12 protein-coding genes are annotated in these 17,807 nt (G+C 66.7%); 8 read left to right on the forward strand and 4 right to left on the reverse strand.

Features of this window, described 5'->3' with window-relative positions; all coding sequences use genetic code 11:
- Positions 1 to 98: 98 nt before the first annotated feature.
- From JOD97_RS04595 to JOD97_RS04605, 3 genes are read left to right on the forward strand one after another with little or no spacing between them, the layout of a single operon-like run.
- A complete protein-coding gene (locus JOD97_RS04595; RefSeq protein WP_373999781.1) occupies positions 99 to 2,117 on the forward strand; it encodes a TonB-dependent receptor plug domain-containing protein in 2,019 nt (672 codons plus the stop codon).
- Positions 2,107 to 2,613, forward strand: a complete 507-nt coding sequence (locus JOD97_RS04600; protein ID WP_209713727.1) for a YfiR family protein — start codon at positions 2,107 to 2,109, stop codon at positions 2,611 to 2,613. The genes JOD97_RS04595 and JOD97_RS04600 overlap by 11 nt, the downstream gene beginning before the upstream one ends.
- On the forward strand, positions 2,610 to 4,526 hold the full coding sequence (locus JOD97_RS04605) for a bifunctional diguanylate cyclase/phosphodiesterase (RefSeq protein ID WP_209713729.1): 1,917 nt from the start codon (positions 2,610 to 2,612) through the stop codon (positions 4,524 to 4,526). The genes JOD97_RS04600 and JOD97_RS04605 overlap by 4 nt, the downstream gene beginning before the upstream one ends.
- On the opposite strand, the gene JOD97_RS04610 is transcribed toward JOD97_RS04605, so the two are convergent.
- Positions 4,497 to 4,862, reverse strand: coding sequence for a DUF4844 domain-containing protein (locus JOD97_RS04610; protein WP_209713731.1), 366 nt, complete (start codon positions 4,860 to 4,862; stop codon positions 4,497 to 4,499). The two genes, JOD97_RS04605 and JOD97_RS04610, sit on opposite strands and share 30 nt — an antisense overlap.
- 216 nt (positions 4,863 to 5,078) lie before the next feature.
- Here JOD97_RS04610 and JOD97_RS04615 point away from each other — a divergent pair, with 216 nt between their 5' ends.
- Positions 5,079 to 6,173: a non-reducing end alpha-L-arabinofuranosidase family hydrolase gene (locus JOD97_RS04615; protein WP_209713733.1), complete on the forward strand. Its 1,095-nt coding sequence runs from the start codon at positions 5,079 to 5,081 to the stop codon at positions 6,171 to 6,173.
- 1 nt (position 6,174) lies between these two features.
- Here the strand turns inward: JOD97_RS04615 and JOD97_RS04620 are convergent, their stop codons facing one another.
- Positions 6,175 to 8,415 carry a glycoside hydrolase family 3 N-terminal domain-containing protein gene (locus JOD97_RS04620; RefSeq protein WP_209713734.1) on the reverse strand — a complete coding sequence of 747 codons (2,241 nt, stop codon included), beginning with the start codon at positions 8,413 to 8,415 and terminating at the stop codon, positions 6,175 to 6,177.
- Between the two features lie 164 nt (positions 8,416 to 8,579).
- On the reverse strand, positions 8,580 to 10,523 hold the full coding sequence (locus JOD97_RS04625; RefSeq protein WP_209713736.1) for a glycoside hydrolase family 97 protein: 1,944 nt from the start codon (positions 10,521 to 10,523) through the stop codon (positions 8,580 to 8,582).
- 271 nt (positions 10,524 to 10,794) lie between these two features.
- Here JOD97_RS04625 and JOD97_RS04630 point away from each other — a divergent pair, with 271 nt between their 5' ends.
- The 4 genes from JOD97_RS04630 to JOD97_RS04645 all read left to right on the forward strand — a co-directional run bounded on the left by JOD97_RS04630 (position 10,795) and on the right by JOD97_RS04645 (position 16,631).
- Positions 10,795 to 13,722 (forward strand): TIM-barrel domain-containing protein, encoded by a 2,928-nt coding sequence (locus tag JOD97_RS04630; protein ID WP_209713738.1) that lies wholly within the window; start codon positions 10,795 to 10,797, stop codon positions 13,720 to 13,722.
- 139 nt (positions 13,723 to 13,861) lie between these two features.
- Positions 13,862 to 14,149, forward strand: coding sequence for a hypothetical protein (locus JOD97_RS04635; protein WP_209713740.1), 288 nt, complete (start codon positions 13,862 to 13,864; stop codon positions 14,147 to 14,149).
- On the forward strand, positions 14,146 to 14,556 hold the full coding sequence (locus tag JOD97_RS04640; RefSeq protein WP_209713742.1) for a hypothetical protein: 411 nt from the start codon (positions 14,146 to 14,148) through the stop codon (positions 14,554 to 14,556). The genes JOD97_RS04635 and JOD97_RS04640 overlap by 4 nt, the downstream gene beginning before the upstream one ends.
- Before the next feature lie 83 nt (positions 14,557 to 14,639).
- Positions 14,640 to 16,631 (forward strand): TonB-dependent siderophore receptor, encoded by a 1,992-nt coding sequence (locus JOD97_RS04645; protein ID WP_209713744.1) that lies wholly within the window; start codon positions 14,640 to 14,642, stop codon positions 16,629 to 16,631.
- 23 nt (positions 16,632 to 16,654) lie between these two features.
- On the opposite strand, the gene JOD97_RS04650 is transcribed toward JOD97_RS04645, so the two are convergent.
- Entirely contained in the window at positions 16,655 to 17,782 is a 1,128-nt protein-coding gene (locus JOD97_RS04650) for a Gfo/Idh/MocA family protein (protein ID WP_209717180.1), read from the reverse strand.
- Positions 17,783 to 17,807 lie beyond the last annotated feature (25 nt).

Genomic DNA, 17,807 nt, shown 5'->3' on the forward strand with positions numbered 1-17,807 from the left:
AATGACGCACAGAAACATTTTCTAAAAGCTACAAAATGGCGGTTCCCCCGCGCGAAAGGAGTAAAATAATTACTGCTAATCAATAATCTTGTCATCCCGTGAACGCATTCCATCGCCCCGCCCCTCGTTTCCGCCTGCGCCAGGGCACGCTGTTGATCGTGCTGGCGCTGGCGGCGGCCCGCGCGGCGGCCGGCCCCGAGCCGGAGGAATTGAGCACGCTGCCGCTCGAGAGCCTGATGGACGTGACGATGGTGACGTCGGCCTCCCGCTTCGCCCAGCGCGTCAGCGACGCGCCGTCGGCGGTGTCGGTGCTGACCTCGCAGGATGTGCGCGAGCATGGCTGGCGCACCCTGGGCGACGCGCTGGCCTCCCTGCCCGGCCTGTACGTGTCGAGCGACCGCAATTACGACTACCTGGGCGCGCGCGGCTTTCTGCGCCCGGGCGACTACGACAGCCGCTTCCTGCTGCTGATCGACGGCGTGCGCGTCAACGACAGCGTCTACGACCAGGCCTCGATCGGCGACGACAGCCTGGTCGACATGGACCTGGTCGAGCGCATCGAATACGTGCCGGGGCCGGGGGCCGCCGTGTACGGCTCGAACGCGCTGTTCGGCGTCATCAACGTCATCACCAAGACCGGCAGCGCGCTGGCCGGCGCCCAGGGCGCGGTGTCGGCCGGCAGCCGCGGCGAGCGGCGCGGGCGCGCCAGTTACGGCTACCACAGCCAGGACGGCACCGACCTGCTGCTCTCCGTCAAGGCCTCGACCCGCCGCGGCGACGCCCTGTACGCGCCCGAATACGACACGCCCGAGCAGAACCACGGCCTGGCCGAAGGCTTGGACTACCAGCGCGCGCACGGCGCCTTCGTCAAGGCCAGCCGCGGCGGCTGGGGCGTCAGCGCCGGCTACATCGAGCGCGTCAAGGGCGTGCCGACGGCATCGTTCGGCGCCGTGTTCAACGCTCCCTACCACACGCGCGACACGCAAAGCTTCGCCAGCGTCGCCTACAACGCCGCGCCGGCCGACGACGTCGCGCTGTCGACGCGGCTCGACTGGGGCCGCGCCGACTACCTGGGCGTGGGCTGGTATCCGGACGCCGAGGGCCGCGTCCGCCAGAACATCGACGGCGACCACGCCGCGTGGTACGCGCTCAACCTCAACGCCACCTTCACCGGCCTGGCCGGGCACAAGCTGCTGGCCGGCCTGGACGCGCAGCGCAACGCCCGCCGCGACCAGTTCAACTTCAACCAGGACCCGTACCAGCAGGAACTGGACGACCGCCGCGCCGACAGCCGGCTGGGCGCCTACGTCGAGGACGAAATGCGGCTGGCGCGCAAGGTGGTGGTCAACGCCGGCCTGCGCTTCGACCGCGACAGCATCACCGGCACGCGCCTGAGCCCGCGCGCGGCGCTGATCTGGCAGCCCGGCGCGGCCGACACGCTCAAGCTGATCTACGGCACCGCCTACCGCTCGCCCAACGCCTACGAGCTGTATTACGCGGTGGGCGTGGCCGACGGCGGCCAGGCCGCCAACCCGGGCCTGCGCGCCGAGGAGATCTCCACCCACGAACTGGTGTGGGAACGCCAGCCCGACGCCTACAGCAAGGTGTCGCTGGCCGTGTTCCACTACCGGATCTCCGGGCTGATCACCGAGACGGTGCGCCGCGACGGCATGCTCATGTTCGACAACACCGAGCGCGCCTCCGCCAACGGCATGGAACTGGCGGCCGAACGGCTGTATCCGGGCGGCACCCGGGTGCGCGCCAACTACGCCTGGCAACGCGCGCGCGACGGCGACGGCGCCAGCCTGGTCAATTCGCCGCGCCACCTGGCCAAGCTCAACGCCACCTGGCCGCTGCCGGGCGAGGCCCTGCGGCTGGGCGTGGAGGGCCGCTGCATGTCGCGCCGGCTCACCGAACATACGACCGCCGCCGGCTACTGCAACTGGAACCTGACCTTGCTGCCGGCGCGCCGGCGCGCCGCCGGCCTCGATTGGTCGCTCAGTTTTTACAACGCCGGCGACCACCGCTATGCCGACCCGGCCGGCCCGGCCTTCGTGCAGGAAGCCATTCCGCGCGAAGGGCGCACCATCGTCACCAAAATCGGTTATGCATTCTGAACCGAACTCCATCAAAGCCGCGCTGCTGTGGTGCGTCGCGCTGGTGCTGCTGACGCTGGCCCGCTCCGGCAGCGCGCAGACCGACGACGCCGCGCTCAAGGCGGCCTACGTCTACAACATCGCCCAGTTCACCATCTGGCCGGGCGCGGCGGGCGCGCGCCCGCTGACCGTGTGCCTGAGCGGCGCGCACGCGCTGTGGGACAGCCTGCGCAAGCTGCGCGGCAGGCCCGTGGGCGAGCGCCCGCTGGCCGTGCTCGAACCCGGCCCGGGCACGCAGTGCGACGTCGCCGTGCTGCGCGGCGGCGCCGCGCGCCCGACCGAGGCCGCGAGCGGCCTGCTGGTCATCGTCGACGAGCCCAAGCGGGGCTACGCCGGCGCCGTCGCCCTGGTCGAGGAAGACCAGCACCTGCGTTTCGACATCGATACGGCGGAGGCGGCGCGCGCCGGACTGCGCTTCAGCTCGCGCCTGCTGCAGCTGGCGAGGAACGTCCGATGAGGCGCCCCGCCACGCAAACCGCCGTGCCGATCGCCAGCGCGCTCGGCACCGGCCAAATCATCGCCGCCGCCGCCGCGCTGGTGATCGCCGGCGCCGTGCTGATCGCCTACCAGCTACTCGACATGCGCCACGCGCTCACCGAGGGCGCCCGGGTGCAGGCGGCCATCGTCGCCGACAGCATCACCGCGCCGCTGATGTTCGGCGACCGCGACGCCGCCGACGAGGCGTTGCGGGCGTTCCGCTACGCGCCGGGCCTGCGCGCGGTGGGCGTCTACGACAACGAAGGCCGCCTGTTCGCGGAGTTCTCCTATCCCGACAGCCGCCTGCCGGCGCGCCTGCCCGCCGCCGGCGTGACGCCGGACGGCGTGGTGACCGTGACCGAGCCGGTACACTACCGCAACACCATGCTGGGCCGGACGGTTTTACACACCAGTACCGGCAAGCTGCGCGCGGCCATGCTGCGCTACGTCGGCCTGCTGACGGTGGCCTCGCTGCTGGCCATGCTGGTGGTGGCGGCGCTGAGCCGCAAGACCCGGGCGCGGGTCGCCGCCGCCGAGCGCCAACTCGACTACATGGCCCACACCGACCACGTCACGCGCCTGCCCAACCGCCACGCCACCTACGCCCGCCTGGGCGCCGACCTGGATCGCGCGCGCACGCAGGGGTGGCAACTGGCGCTGCTGCTGGTGGACCTGGACAACTTCAAGCTGGTCAACGACAGCGCCGGCCACGCCGTCGGCGACGAGCTGCTCAAGCAGGTCGCCGGCGCGCTGGCCCGCGCGGTGCGCCCGGCCGACCTGGTGGGGCGCATCGGCGGCGACGAGTTCGCGATCATCGCCGGCCCCGTGCGCGACCGCGCCGAGGCGCTGGCGCTGGCGGCCGGGGTTACGCAGGCGCTGCAGGCGCCGTTCCAGCTCGAGCACGGCGAGTTCTTCGCCACCGCCAGCGTGGGACTGTGCCTGTACCCCGACGACGCCCCCACCATGATCGAGCTGATGAGTAGCGCCGACACCGCGCTGTACCACGCCAAGCACGGCGGGCGCAACCGGTTCGCCGAGTTCGTGCCGGCGATGACGGCGGCCACCCAGCGCCGCGCCGCGCTCGAGCGCGAGCTGCGCCGCGCCATCGCCCACGACCGGCTGGCGGTGCACTACCAGCCGCAATTCCATTGCGCCAGCGGCGCGCTGACCGGGGTCGAGGCGCTGCTGCGCTGGAACCATCCGGAGCACGGCCCGGTGCCGCCGTCCGAATTCATCCCGATCGCCGAGGACAGCGGCCTGATCGTCCAGTTGGGCAGCTGGGTGCTGCACCGCGCGTGCGCCGAGGTCGCGGCCTGGGAGCGCGCCGGCGCGCCGCCGATGACGGTGGCGGTCAACATGTCGGCGCGCCAGTTGCGCGAGCCGGGCTTCCTCGATGATGTGACGCGGGCGCTGACAAACAGCGGGCTGGCGCCGCCGCGGCTGGAGCTGGAACTGACGGAAAGCGTGCTGATGGAGGACGTGGCCGGCGCCATCGCCTTCATGCAGGCGGTGCGCGCGCTGGGCGTGCGGCTGGCGATCGACGACTTCGGCACCGGCTACTCGTCGCTGGCCTATCTGCAGACTTTCCCGATCAACCAGCTCAAGGTCGACCGCAGCTTCGTGCAACTGCTGCCGCGCCGCGGCGACACCATCGTCCACGCCATCCTGGTGCTGGCGCGCGGCTTCGGCCTGTCGGTCGTGGCCGAGGGCGTCGAGGAGCAACAGCAGCTCGACTGGCTGCGCGAGGCCGGCTGCGACATCGCGCAGGGATTTTTGCTCGGCAAGCCAGTGCCATCGGAAGAATTCGCAGCCCGCTATCTGGGCCGCTACCTTGCTCAACCCTCGGTTGTTGACCAAATCCTGTCAAATTCCGCCCAAGTAGGCGGCAAGTAGACCATCGGAGCTTTCGATACCTAAAACGTCCATTATCGACTCGAGTTCAGAGCCGAAATATTCGCGCCCTTCCGTATCGTCGTTCTCAACCAGGACTAAAGACCGCTGAAATTCTGCAAGAACCCAAAGTTTTGTCGGGTTAGCTTGAACTCCATCGATCAGTCGGCGGAGTAAGTCATTGAGAATCGTTGACAGGCGCTCCTTCTCTTCCCTTGTATTTTCACCGGGAAGAGAGCCGAATTTTTCCACAGCTTTAAGGATGTGCAGTTTTATTATCGTCGAGTCGTCTATGTCGATTGGTGCATCAATAACTTCGGAGAGTGGGTCGTCATTCATGTGGGATTTCAATTGGATGGGCCGGGTGCGGAAATCCTTGGCAGCGCGCGTGCACCCAGGCACGTGAGCGACTTAGCACTTCTGGCACTCTTCATAAAAAAAACAGCGCGCTGCAAAAGTCGCTGCATTCTACCTTATCGCCACGTACGTGTTTCGGCCTATCCTCCCTGTCGAATTCTGCAAATATTTTTTGATTCGCCAATAGAGGAGATATTAATGAAACTAAAAAAACGCGGTATGGGAGTAATCGTGTGGGCCACCCTGGCCGTATGTGGTGGGAATCACGCAATTGCCAACGGCGCCACCGATCCCGCCCAGCTGGGATTTAAGTGGACTTCGACCCCGCCGCTTATCGCGCCGCAACCAGATTCAAACCAGACAATCTACGGCGTGAAAGATCCTTCGATCGTTTTCGTGAACGGAAAATATCACGTATTCATGACGACGGCGGGTTCCAATGGCTGGGGTCTCGGATACACCAGTTTCGAAAAGTGGACGAACCCGTTGGCCGCGAAAATCGTCCCGCTCGACAAGTCGCCCATGGGGCCGGGTTATCGCGCGGCGCCGCAGGTATTTTATTTCGCTCCGCAGCAAACCTGGTATCTCGTCTATCAAGGTGCCGATCCGCTGTATTCCACCTCGAAAGACATCAGCGATCCGCTGTCCTGGAGCGCGCCGAAACCGTTCTTTCCAACCAGCCCCGACATCGTCAAGCCGCCGCAAGGCACCGGCTGGCTGGATTTTTGGGTGATCTGCGACGATAAAAAATGCTATCTGTTCAGCACCGACGATAACGGACGTCTGCTTCGGTCGGAAACCGAATTAGCCCAGTTCCCCAACGGCTTCCACAACACCGTCGCCGTCATGAACGATAAAAGGGACGACGTGTTCGAGGCGAGCAATACCTACAAGATCGCCAACACGAACACCTACATTACCCTGGTGGAGGCGATTTCGCCGAAAGGACGCTACTTCCGGATTTGGAAGAGTGAGGGCCTGGAGGGAAAATGGGAGCCATTCTCTTCCGCGCCGATGAACGCTTTCGCGAGCAGCGATAATGTCGAGCGGATTTGGTCGGAAGGGATTTCCCACGGTGAAATGATCCGGACCAATCCCGATCAGACGATGACGATCGATCCTTGCCAGCCGCTCGAATACCTCTTCCAGGGGAATGACCCCACGGTACGGGTCGACGATTACATCAAAATTCCGTACCGCTTGGGCGTCATCACGGCGAAGGGCGAAAATCCAATAAGCGCACTCTGCCGCTATCCGGCGTCCCGCCCGGCCGCCGGGGCGGGGACCAACTAACTCATTCGGTCAGCTCGATGTTGGCGCGCAGCCGGATGTCGTCCGAGGCCGCGCCCACCATCAGCTCGAACCGGCCCGGCTCGGCCACCCACTGCAGCTTGCGGTTGAAGAAGGCCAGGCTGCCGCGGTCGATCGTGAAGCTGACTTGCTGCTGCTGGCCGGGCGCCAGCGCGATCTTCTGGAATCCCTTGAGCTCCTTCAACGGGCGCACGCTGGAGGCGACCGGGTCGCGCAGGTACAACTGCGCCACCTCGGCGCCGGCCACCGGGCCGGTGTTGGCCAGCGTGAACGACAGCGTGATCTTGCCGTCGGTCTTCATCGCGCTCTGGCTCAGCTTGAGGTCGCGGTAGGCGAACGTGGTGTAGCTCAGGCCGTGGCCGAAGGCGTAGCGCGGGCTGTTGGACATGTCGATGTAGGCCGACTTATACTGGATATCGCGCTCGTCGGTCACCGGGCGGCCGGTCGAATATTGCTGGTACGTGATCGGGATCTGCCCCTGGTGGCGCGGGAAGGTCATCGGCAGCCGGGCCGACGGGTTGACCGCGCCGAACAGCACGTCGGCGATGGCGTTGCCGCCTTCGCTGCCCGGCAGCCACGCGTACAGGATGGCCTTGGCGTCCCGCGCCACGTTCTCGAAGATCAAAGGACGGCCGGCCAGCACCACCACCACCGGCGTCTTGCCGGCCGCCTTCAGCGCCGCGAACAATTGTTCCTGGCGTCCGGGCAGGCCGATGTCGGCGCGCGACTTGGCTTCGCCGCTCATCTCCCACGATTCGCCGACGGCCAGCACCACGACGTCGGCCTCGCGCGCCGCCGCCAGCGCGGCGCCGAAACCGCTGTCGCTGGCGCAGGCGACGTCGCAGCCGGCGGCGAAGCTGACCCGCGTGCCGGCGCCGGCCTGGGCGCGGATGGCGTCGACCAGGTTGACCACGCGCGCCGCGTTCGACTTGACGATCCAGCCGCCCTCCAGGTCGCGGCGGGCGTCGGCCAGCGGGCCGATGACGGCGATCGATTTGACGCCGCGTTTGATCGGCAGCGCGCCGCCGTCGTTCTTCAGCAGGACCATGGACTTGGCAGCGGTGGCGCGCGCGGCGGCGCGGTGCGCGGGGTCGCTGACAGCCTCTTTTTCGCGCTGCGGATCGGAGAAGCGGTAAGGATCGTCGAACAGGCCCAGTTCGAATTTCTTGGTCAGCACGCGGCGCACGGCGTCGTCGACCAGCTTGACGTCGACCTTGCCGGCGCCGGCCAGCTGCGCCAGCGAGCCAGCGTAGGCGTTGCTCTCCATGTCCATGTCGCTGCCGGCGGTGATGGCCTTGGCGGCGGCGTCGGACAGGTCGCTGGCGTAGCCGTGCGGGACCATCTCGCCGATCGAGTTCCAGTCGCTGACGACAAAGCCCTTGAAGCCCCAGGCGCCCTTGAGGATGTCGCGTTGCAGCATGGCGCTGCCGGTGGCGGGCACGCCGTTGAGCGTGTTAAACGAGTTCATGAACGTGGCCGCGCCGGCGTCGACGGCCGCCTTGAACGGCGGCAGGTAGGTTTCGTACAGCAGCTGTTCGCTCATGTCGACGGCGTTGTAGTCACGCCCGGCGATGGCGGCGCCATACGCGGCGAAATGCTTGGCCGTGGCCATCACCGAGCCGGTGCCGCCCAGCTTGGCGCCTTGGAAGCCGCGCACGCGAGCGGCGGCGATGCGGCTGCCGAGGTAGGCGTCCTCGCCGGCGCCCTCCATCACCCGGCCCCAGCGCGGATCGCGGGCGATGTCGACCATCGGCGCGAAGGTCCAGTGGATGCCGGCGGCCGACGCCTCGCGCGCGGCGATGCGCGCCGACTGCTCGATCGCCTCCAGGTCCCACGACGCCGCCTCGCCCAGCGGCACCGGGAAGATGGTGTCGTAGCCGTGGATGACGTCGAGCCCGAACAGCAGCGGAATCTTCAGCCGCGACTGCATGGCGATGGCCTGCACCGCGCGCGTGTCGGCCGCTCCCTTGACGTTGAGCATGGAGCCGACCTTGCCGGCGCGAAGATCGCTCTCCAGGTTGCGCCGCAGTTCGGATTCCGGCCCGGTGATGAACTCCTTGTCCGACAGCTGGTTCAACTGGCCGACCTTCTCGGCCAGCGTCATCTGGCGCAGCAGCGCCTCGACCCGCTCCGGGATGGCCGCGCCGTCGGCCGCCCAGGCGCTGTTGGCGATCAATGCGAGCAGCGTTGTCGCCGCCGAGCGTGCGATCCAGTTTTTTGTCATGCCTGTCTCCGTGCTATGTATATCGTTGGGTGAAAAAGTTACGTAAATATACACGCAAAAATGCGCCGGGCTAAGCAGTTTTCGGAAAAAACGGAAACGATTCCACTCCGGCCGCCAAGTCGCGGGCACACGGCGTACGCAAGGCATTACCACGTTGGCGCCAATTATCGCGCCACCGGTTCCAGAATCACCGCCGCGCCGCCGGCGGACGCCAGCTTCAGCTCCAACACATCGCCGGCGCCCACCTCGCGCTCCATCCGCGCCACGTCGTTCGGCGTGGCGCCATCCTGCCAGATCGTCGCCCGGTATCTGCCCGGCGACAGGAACCGCAGCGGCACGCGCTGCACGACCCCGTTCGCCTCGTCGGCCGTCATCGCGCCGAGGTACCAGCTGGCGCCCCGGCGCCGCGCCAGCACGATGTCGCGCCCCGGCTCGCCGGACAGGAAGCGGGTCTCGTCCCACGCCGTCGGCACCCGCTTGACGAAATCGAATCCGGCGGCGTCGCGGTAGGCCTCCGGCGAATCGGACACCATCTGCAGCGGGCTGTCGTAGACCACGTACATCGCCAGCGCCTGGCCGCGCGTGGTCTGCGTCTGGGGCTCGGTCTCGCGCACGGCGAAGGTGGCCGGCGTGGCGTTGCGGAAGCCGCCGGGCGTGTAGTCGATCGGGCCGGCGAGCATGCGCGTGTAGGGCAGCATCAGGTTGTGCCGGGGCGTGATCTTGTTGCCCATCTTGTTCCACTCGGCGCCCATCACCCCCTCCTGCGTGATGAAGTTCGGATAGGTGCGCTGCAGCCCGGCGGGCACGTAGGCGCCGTGCAGGTCGAGCAGCAGCTTGCGCTTGGCCGTGGCGGCCGCGACCCGCTGGTAAAACTCGACCATCTGCTGGTCGTCGCGCTCCATGAAATCGATCTTGACGCCCTTGACGCCCCAGCGCGCGTAGGTGTCGAGCACCTCGTCCATGCGCGCCGCCACGTGCGCCCAGTGCGCCCACAACAGCAGCCCCACGCCCTTACCGGCCGCGTAGCGCGCCAGCGCCGCGATGTCGATGCCGTCGGCGGCGCGGGTGATGTCGGTGGTCGGCAGCGCGACCCAGCCGTCGGTGTTCGAGCCCAGCGCCCAGCCGGCGTCGATCAGGTAATACGGCAAGCCGGCGTCGGCGGCGAAATCGATGAAGCGGCGGTAGCTGTCCATGTCCGGCTTCATGCCGGCCAACGGACTCGAATACCAGTCCCACGCCGCCTTGCCCGGGCGCACCCAGCTGAAGTCGCCCGCCGCCGGCGGATTCAGGTTGCCGATCAGATTGGAGCCGATCAGGTCGCCGGCGCGCTCGCCCAGCATGACCACGCGCCAAGCCGTCGTCAGCCCGGCCGGGGACGCCACCGCCGGCGCGGCCTGCCTGGGCTGCGCCGACAGCTTCACCCGCAACGCCCCGCCCTCGCGCCACAGCGAGGACCCGGTATAGCCGCCCAGATTGGCCTGCGTGATCGCGTACGCCGTGCGTCCGGACGGCGCCGTGCACACCACCGGCACGTCGTAGGCGACGCCCTCGCGCAGCGCCGACACCTTCAGCAGCTCGAACGGCACCTCGTGCGCCGTGGTGGCGACCGACACCAGGCATTCGGGGTCGCCCGCGGGAACGAAGGCGGTGCGTTCGCCGCGCAGGCGCACCGGCTGCGTGCCGCCGATGCGGTAGCGGAAGGCGACGCCGTCGTCGTAGGCGCGCACGTCGACCAACAGCCGTCGCCCCTTGGCCGCGCGCTCGCGGAAAACCAGGGTGGCGCCGCGATAATGGTCGCGCGCCTCGGCGGCCTTGGTCGCCACCAGCGGGATGGTCCGGTCAACGCTGACGCCCTGCTGTTTTTCCAGCGTCAGGGGCCCGAAGCCGGGCACGCCGTCGAACTCGAGGCCGAGCGGCGAATCGGCGATGATGGTCTCGCCCGCGCGCGTGATCGAGAAGCGGCTGGCGTCGCGCTCGATGCTGATGACGGCGCCGCCGTTGGGCGAGGAAATGGCCACGGCGCCCTGCGCCGCCGCCGCCGACAGGCAAAACAAGGGATACAGCGCCGACGCGACGGCGGCCGCCATCGTTGAGGAATTTGCTTGCATAACACTCCATACCGAAGCCGTCCGGGCTTCTGTTCGTTGAGGTCGAGGTGGTTGGCACGCCGGCGCCGCGCGTGTACACTACGGCAATGACGGTACGGAATATATCGAAAACATCGACTCGAAGCAAACCTTATCGTCAAAAGAATTATCGATATCGAAATCGCTATCGAAAACATAGAAATTGGAATTGGTAACGATCCCGGTACTCTGCTAGCTTGCTGCATCCGGGCCGTAAACAAGAGCCTGCTTCATCCACCGATCTGGGAGACAAATGGAAAAACATACCGCGCTATCGGCCTTCGCGCTGCTGGCAGTCCTTGCCACGAGCGCCAACGCGGGCGCCCATCCGCCCGCCGGCCTCGACGCCAATGGCCATCTGCTGCCGGTGGCCGCGACCAGCGCCCTCACCGCCGCGTTTTCGTATTCGCCGATCGAGCATGGCGTGCAGGTGCGCGTGGGCGGTGTGACCAAGAACGTGATCTTCTACGGCCCGGCGACGGTGCGGGTGAACACCACGCTGGGCGACAATTTCTGGCGCCATCCCAGCATCGTCGTGACGGGCAAGCCGGCCGCCATCGCGTTCACCACGCGCGAGGACGCCGACACGCTGACCTTGCGCAGCAAACAGCTCCACATCGTCATCGACAAGGCCAGCGGCGCGCTCACCTTCAAGGACGCCAACGGCAAGGTCTACACGCGCGAACGCCAGGCCGCGCCGCAGGCGCTGAAGAAAATCGAAGTGGCCGGCGCCCCGACCTACGAGGCCGAGAACACCTTCACGCTCAAGCCCGATGAAGGCATCTACGGCTTCGGCTTCCTGGGCGAAGGCGAGCTCAATCGCCGCAACAAGAATTTGCTGCTGGTGCAGACCAACATCGGCATCGTCATCCCGGTCATGGTGTCGACGGAACGCTACGGCATCCTGTGGGACACCTACTCGAAGATGCGCTTCAAGGACACGCCCGAGGGCGCGTCGCTGTGGGCCGAGAGCGCGCCCGGCGGCGTCGACTACTACTTCATGGGCGGCGGCACGGTGGACGACGTGGTGGCCGGCTACCGCGACCTGACCGGCGCGGCGCCGATGTACGCCAAGCAGGCCTTCGGTCTGTTCATGAGCAAGGAGCGCTACCAGACGCAGGCGCGCCTGCTGGAGGTGGCGAAAACCTTCCGCCAGGAGCAGTTCCCGCTCGACTACATCGTGCAGGACTGGCAGTACTGGGGCAGCGACAAGGACGGCACCTGGAGCGGCATGATCTGGAATCCCGAACGTTTCCCCGATCCCAAGGGCATGACCAAGTCGCTGCACGACATGAACCTCAAACTGATGGTGTCGATCTGGCCGTCGATCGGCAACGACACGGCGCTGGCCAAGGAGCTCGACCAGAAGGGGCTGCGCTTCGAACCGCTGCACTGGATTTCGAAGAAGGCGCGCATCTACGACGCCTTCAGCCCCGAGGGGCGCAAGATCTACTTCAAGCACGTCAAGCAAGGTTTGCTCGACGTCGGCGTCGACGCGCTGTGGATGGACGGCACCGAAGTGGAAGTCGGCACGGCCGCCCACAGCGCCGCCGACAACGAACGCGACATCAAAGGGCTGGGCAACAACGCGCTGGGCGACTTCACCCGCTACCTCAATCCGTATTCGCTGATGACCACGCAGGGCACCTACGACGGCCAACGCGCCACCAGCCAGCAGCGCGTGCTGACGTTGACGCGCTCGGCCTGGGCCGGCGCGCAACGGACGGGCGCCACCTCGTGGTCCGGCGACACGCGCGCCAGCTGGAAAACCCTGCTCGAGCAGATCAACGGCGGCGTCAACGTCACCATCACCGGCAACCCGTACTGGACCCAGGATACCGGCGGCTTCTTCATCGGCAGCGATTTCCCCGGCGGCGAGAAAAACGCCTCGTACCGCGAGCTGTACGCCCGTTGGCTGCAATACGCGGCCTTCAATCCGCTGATGCGCATCCACGGCACGGATATCGAGCGCGAGCCCTACCTGTTCAAGCAATCCGATCCCGAGATGTACAAATCGCTGCGGGGCGCCGTCGACCTGCGCTACCGGCTGCTGCCCTATATCTACAGCCTTGGCTGGAAAGTCACCCACGACGGCTACACGATGATGCGCGCGCTGCCGATGGACTTCCCGGACGACCGGGGCGTGCGCGACATCAACGACGCCTTCCAGTTCGGCCCGTCGTTCCTGGTCCATCCGGTCACGCGCCAGATGTACCGCATGCCGCCGCCGCCGGCCGCCACCATCCCGGCCAGCGCGCTGCGCACGCCGGACGGCAAGCCGGGACTGGCCGGGCAGTACTTCGAAGGCACTGGTTTCGAAACGCCGAAGGATAAAACGGTCGACGCCACCATCGACTTCCAGTGGCCGGGGCCGCCGCTGGCGGACATTCCGGGCGGCCTCAAGAGCCTGGACAACTTCTCCGCGCGCTGGACCGGGGCCGTCGTGGCGCCGGAGGACGGCGAGTACGAACTGGGGCTGGAGGGCGACGACGGCTATCGTCTGTTCATCGACGGCAAGCTGGTCGTCGAGGACTGGAAGAATGGCGGCAAGCGCTACGCCGGCACCAAGGTCACGCTCAAGCAGGGCCAAAGCTTGCCGGTCACGGTGGAGTATTTCCAGGCCACCAGCGAGCGCAACCTGCGGCTGGTGTGGCGTACGCCGTCGCAGCTGGCCAGCGCGGCCAGCAACACCGACAAGCCGGACACCACGATGCAAACCTACCTGCCGGCCGGCACCGACTGGTACGACTTCTGGACGCACGAGCGCTTCGGCGGCGGCAAGACGGTGAGCAAGGACGTGCCGCTCGACGTCTTCCCGCTGTACGTGCGCGCCGGCGCGATCGTGCCGATGGGGCCGGTGGTGCAATATGCGACCGAGCGGCCCGACGCGCCGTACGAGATCCGCGTCTATCCCGGCGCCGACGGCAAGTTCACCGTCTACGAAGACGACAACGAAACCTACGACTACGAAAAGGGCCGCTACGCCACCTACGACCTGGTCTGGAACGACGCCGCCAAATCGCTGACGGTCGGCGCCCGCAAAGGCGCCTATCCGGGCCTGGTCAAGACCCGCAAGCTCAACATCGTGCTGGTCGGCCCGGCCAATGCCACGGCGATCGAACCGGCGACGGCGACCAGGTCGATCACCTACACCGGCAAGGCGCAATCGGTGAAGTTCTAGTTGATGGGCGGATCGAGGCGGCTATTCTTGTGCGCCTCGATTTTCCTGGCTGTCGACGACACGGCGGCGGTGACCAAGCTGGCATTGACAAACGATGGGTACTTGGATATCTTAAAGACATCTAAAAAGCGAGACTCCCATGACCACGCGTGCCATTTCCAATCAGATCGCTTTTCGCTACCGAACCACTGACAGCGCTACCGGGATCACGCGGGAGACGGCCAAACGCTTGGCAGAACATCTAGGGGTCGATGAAACCCAGGCTATCCACCTCGCGTTGCATGACCTCGCCGTCAAGGTACTCCCCCAGTACGAAGCCGACGATGGTGCGCTGAGCGCCGCGCAGGTGCGCCAAATCAAAAAGCAGGTGCCACAAGGAAGCAATCGCTCGGTGCGTTCAAGCCTGTTCGACAAAGAGCCTCTATGACACCGGTATGGTGGACCGAGCCCACCGCCGGAGAGATCGTCTGGTGCCACTTTCCGGACAATATCACCCCCCGTCCCAAACCACGACCGGCACTCATTCTGGTGGTTTTCGACGACGATGCGCCGCGATTCCACGTTCAAGTCGCATATGGCACCAGCCAGCGCACCAAAACACTCTACCGTGGAGAATTTTCCATTTTACGATCGAGCAATCCCAAGGCTTATGAAACGGCCGGCTTAAGCTACGACACCAAATTCGATTTGAAGCAGATGATCGAACTGCCCTACACCACTGAATGGTTCTCTGTCCCCCCTGCCGCGCCCCATGGACAGACACCCAAACTGGGCACTCTGCATCCCTCCCTTGTGCCGGCTGTTCAAGCAGCTTATCGTGCGGTCATGAAATAAGCGGACGCCACTAAACACGCCTGACCCCGCAATCAGTCATTGCCAACTTATAATGTTCATTGCACAATGTTGGGATGAGACACTTGCCATTCCCTCGCCCAGCCTTGCTTCTGGCCTGCGCCCTGACCGCCAGCGGGCCGGCCGCCGCCGACGGCACGCCGCCCCAGTCGTACCAGCCGGACTATTTCGCGCAGTTCCAGGCGGCGACCGCGATGGACATGGCGACCCGCCTGCCCGGTTTCGTCTTCGATGGCGGCAACCCGTCGCGCGGCGTCGCCGGCAACGTGCTGATCAACGGCAAACGTCCCGCGTCCAAAACGGAGCCGCTTGCCGACGTGTTGGGACGCATCCCGGCGGCGGCCGTCGAGCGCATCGAGGTCATCAACGGCGGCGCCGGCGGCATCGATATGCAGGGTTATCCGACCGTGGCCAACCTGCTGCTCAAGCAAATGGACCTGGTGTCGGCCAGCACCACCGCGTCGAGCTATCTGACGGCCGACGGCGATCTGACGCCCTCGCTGGAGGGCAACTACAGCCTCAAGCGCGGCGACCGCAGCATCAACCTGACGCTGGGCTGGCTGCGCTCGCCCGACACCGGACAGGGACAGGGCCGCAAAACCACGCGCTATGCCGGTCCGGGGTCGGTTGCCGAGGCGACGATGGCCGGCGCCGGCGTCAGCGGCAACAAGGTGGCCAAGCTCACCTATGGGCAAGACCTGCTGGACGGCCAGTTGACCTGGAACGGCGCGTTCAATCCCTGGACCTACCAGTCGCAGGGCTGGTATGACGCCGGCACGCGCTCGCTCAACAGCAACGACAACGCCGGCCGCACGCTCGAACAGGGCCTCGCCTACACGCGCGATCTGGCGCCCGGCGCCAGCATGGACCTCAAGGCGCTGTACCGCACCGCCGAGATGACGGCCGACTCGACCTTCTCCTCGGGCGGCCACACCTCGTACGCGGTGTCGGCCACCAACGCCAGCGAGCAGGTGCTGGCCGCGCAACTGAGCTGGCAAGCGTTGAACGGCGTCGTCATACGCGGCGGCGTCGAGCGTGCCGTCAACACCAACGACAGCGCCAACACCTATCAGGCCGGCGCCGACGCCGCGCCGATGCCGACCGGCGCCGCCTGGGTGCGCGAGGAGCGCGTCGAGGGCCAGCTGTCGTCCGCCTGGCAGCTCGACAACTCGCTCAGCGCCGAGGCCGGCCTGAAGCTCTCGCACGCCAGCCTGAGCGCGGGCATCGACCAGCCGGAGGCCAAGGCCCATCTGTATCCCAAGCCGCGGCTGCGCGTGTCGCTATCGCCGACGCCATCTCTGCAGCTGCGGTTGCGCCTGGAACGCGAGATCAGCCAACTGAACTTCGGCGACAACGCCGGATATTTCGGCGTCGCCGACCCCAGGCTGCGGGCCGACTACCCGGAGCTGGAGCCGGCCAAGACCTGGTTGTGCGAAGGCGCGCTCGAATACCATTTCTGGGAACGGGGCGCGGCCGTGCTGAGCTATACGCAATCGCACATCAGCGACGTCATCGACCGCATGCCGATGCGCACGGCGAACGCCACCTACGACACCGCCGGCAACATCGGCGACGCCAGCGCCGACAGCGTGACCGGCTCGCTGAACCTGCCGACCGACGGCTGGGCCCTGCCGCAAGGTCTGCTCAAGCTGTCGACCACGTGGCGCTCGTCGTCGGTCACCGATCCGACCACGCTGGAGACGCGGCGCCTGTCCGGCGAGCAGCCGCTGGCCTGGCGGATCGAGTTCGCGCAGGATTTACCGCGCCAGCGCACCGCCTGGGGTTTTTCCGTCGACAACGGCTGGAGCAACGACAACTGGCAGGCCGCCGAACGCGACACCAGCAGCGGCAGCGGCTGGGCGCGCGCCTTCGTCAACTACCGGCCGGCCTCGAACATGATGGTGACCTTGGAGTTGAACAACCTGACCGGACGCACCGTCACGTTCGACCGCACCCACTACGCCGGCGACCGGCTGGCCGGCAACATCGACTTCATCGAGCACAACCTCACCCGCACGCAGCCGTTCGCAACGCTGCGCGTGCGGCGGGATTGGTAGGTTTCCCACCTACCAAATCACGGTTACTCCGCGATCCCGATCCAGCGCGAACCTTGCCGGCTGCTTTCCATGGCAGCGTCCATGAACTTCAGGCCGGCGACGCCGTCGTCCACGTCGGGCATGCCGCGCGTCAGCTCGGGCTTGGCCCGGCCGGCGTCGATGGCGTGGATTTGCGCGGCGGCGTCGCGGTACAGCTGGGCGAACGCTTCCAGATACCCCTCCGGATGGCCGGACGGCACGCGCGTGGCCGCCTCCGCCGCCACGCCGCGCACCCGTCCGCGCGTCAGGCGCTGGGCGCAGCCGCCCTGCGGTGTGAGCCACAGTTCATTTGGATTTTCCTGCTCAAAACTCAGGCTGGCCTTGGTACCGTACACGCGCAGGCGCAGGCCGTTTTCACAGCCGGTCGCCATCTGGCTGCTCCACAGCATGCCACGCGCGCCATTGGCGTAGCGCAGCATGACCTGCACATGGTCGTCCAGCAGGCGCCCGGGTGTGAACGCGTGCAGCTCGGCCAGGATCTCGTTCGGCAGCATGCCGCTGACATAGCCGGCCAGATGATAGGCATGGCTGCCGATATCGCCCAGGCAGCCGTTCGGCCCGGCCCGCAGCGGATCGTTGTGCCAGTTGTTGCGCTGGTAGTCCTCGCTCTGGTTGGCCGCCTCGGCCAGCCAGTCCTGCGGGTATTCCACCTGTACCAGCCGGATCTCGCCGATCTCGCCCGCCGCCACCATCGCCCGCGCGTGCCGCACCATCGGATATCCGGCGTAGACGTGGGTCAGCGCGAACACCTTGTTGCGTTCGCGCGCCAACGCCGCCAGCGCCTCGCCCTCGGCCAGCGAAATCGCCAGCGGCTTGTCGCAGATGACGTGGATGCCCGCTTCCAGGAAGGCCGTCGCCATCGGCGCGTGCAGGTAGTTGGGCGTGACGATGGCGACCGCGTCGATACCGTCCGGCCGGGCCGCTTCGGCGCGCGCCATCTCGTTGTAGTCCGCGTAGCTGCGCGCCGAGCCAAGGCGCAGGCCTGCGGCGCTGGCCGCCGCCTTTGCCGGATCGCTGGACAGGCTGGCCGCCACCAACTCGTAACAGTCGTCGAGCCGCCCGGCGATGCGGTGCACCGCGCCAATGAAGGCGCCGTCGCCGCCGCCCACCATGCCCAGCCGAAGTCGTCGTTCCACG

It is taken from the genome of Duganella sp. 1411 (assembly GCF_017833525.1).
GTDB lineage: Bacteria > Pseudomonadota > Gammaproteobacteria > Burkholderiales > Burkholderiaceae_D > Rugamonas.

What these genes read in the sequence shown, in the direction of transcription:
- JOD97_RS04600 (WP_209713727.1), top strand. Translation starts at nt 2,107, where the DNA reads ATGCATTCTGAACCGAACTCCATCAAAGCCGCGCTGCTGTGGTGCGTC.
- JOD97_RS04630 (WP_209713738.1), top strand. Translation starts at nt 10,795, where the DNA reads ATGGAAAAACATACCGCGCTATCGGCCTTCGCGCTGCTGGCAGTCCTT.
- JOD97_RS04640 (WP_209713742.1), top strand. Translation starts at nt 14,146, where the DNA reads ATGACACCGGTATGGTGGACCGAGCCCACCGCCGGAGAGATCGTCTGG.
- JOD97_RS04650 (WP_209717180.1), bottom strand. Translation starts at nt 17,782, where the DNA reads ATGGTGGGCGGCGGCGACGGCGCCTTCATTGGCGCGGTGCACCGCATC.
- JOD97_RS04605 (WP_209713729.1), top strand. Translation starts at nt 2,610, where the DNA reads ATGAGGCGCCCCGCCACGCAAACCGCCGTGCCGATCGCCAGCGCGCTC.
- JOD97_RS04610 (WP_209713731.1), bottom strand. Translation starts at nt 4,862, where the DNA reads ATGAATGACGACCCACTCTCCGAAGTTATTGATGCACCAATCGACATA.
- JOD97_RS04635 (WP_209713740.1), top strand. Translation starts at nt 13,862, where the DNA reads ATGACCACGCGTGCCATTTCCAATCAGATCGCTTTTCGCTACCGAACC.
- JOD97_RS04615 (WP_209713733.1), top strand. Translation starts at nt 5,079, where the DNA reads ATGAAACTAAAAAAACGCGGTATGGGAGTAATCGTGTGGGCCACCCTG.
- JOD97_RS04625 (WP_209713736.1), bottom strand. Translation starts at nt 10,523, where the DNA reads ATGCAAGCAAATTCCTCAACGATGGCGGCCGCCGTCGCGTCGGCGCTG.
- JOD97_RS04620 (WP_209713734.1), bottom strand. Translation starts at nt 8,415, where the DNA reads ATGACAAAAAACTGGATCGCACGCTCGGCGGCGACAACGCTGCTCGCA.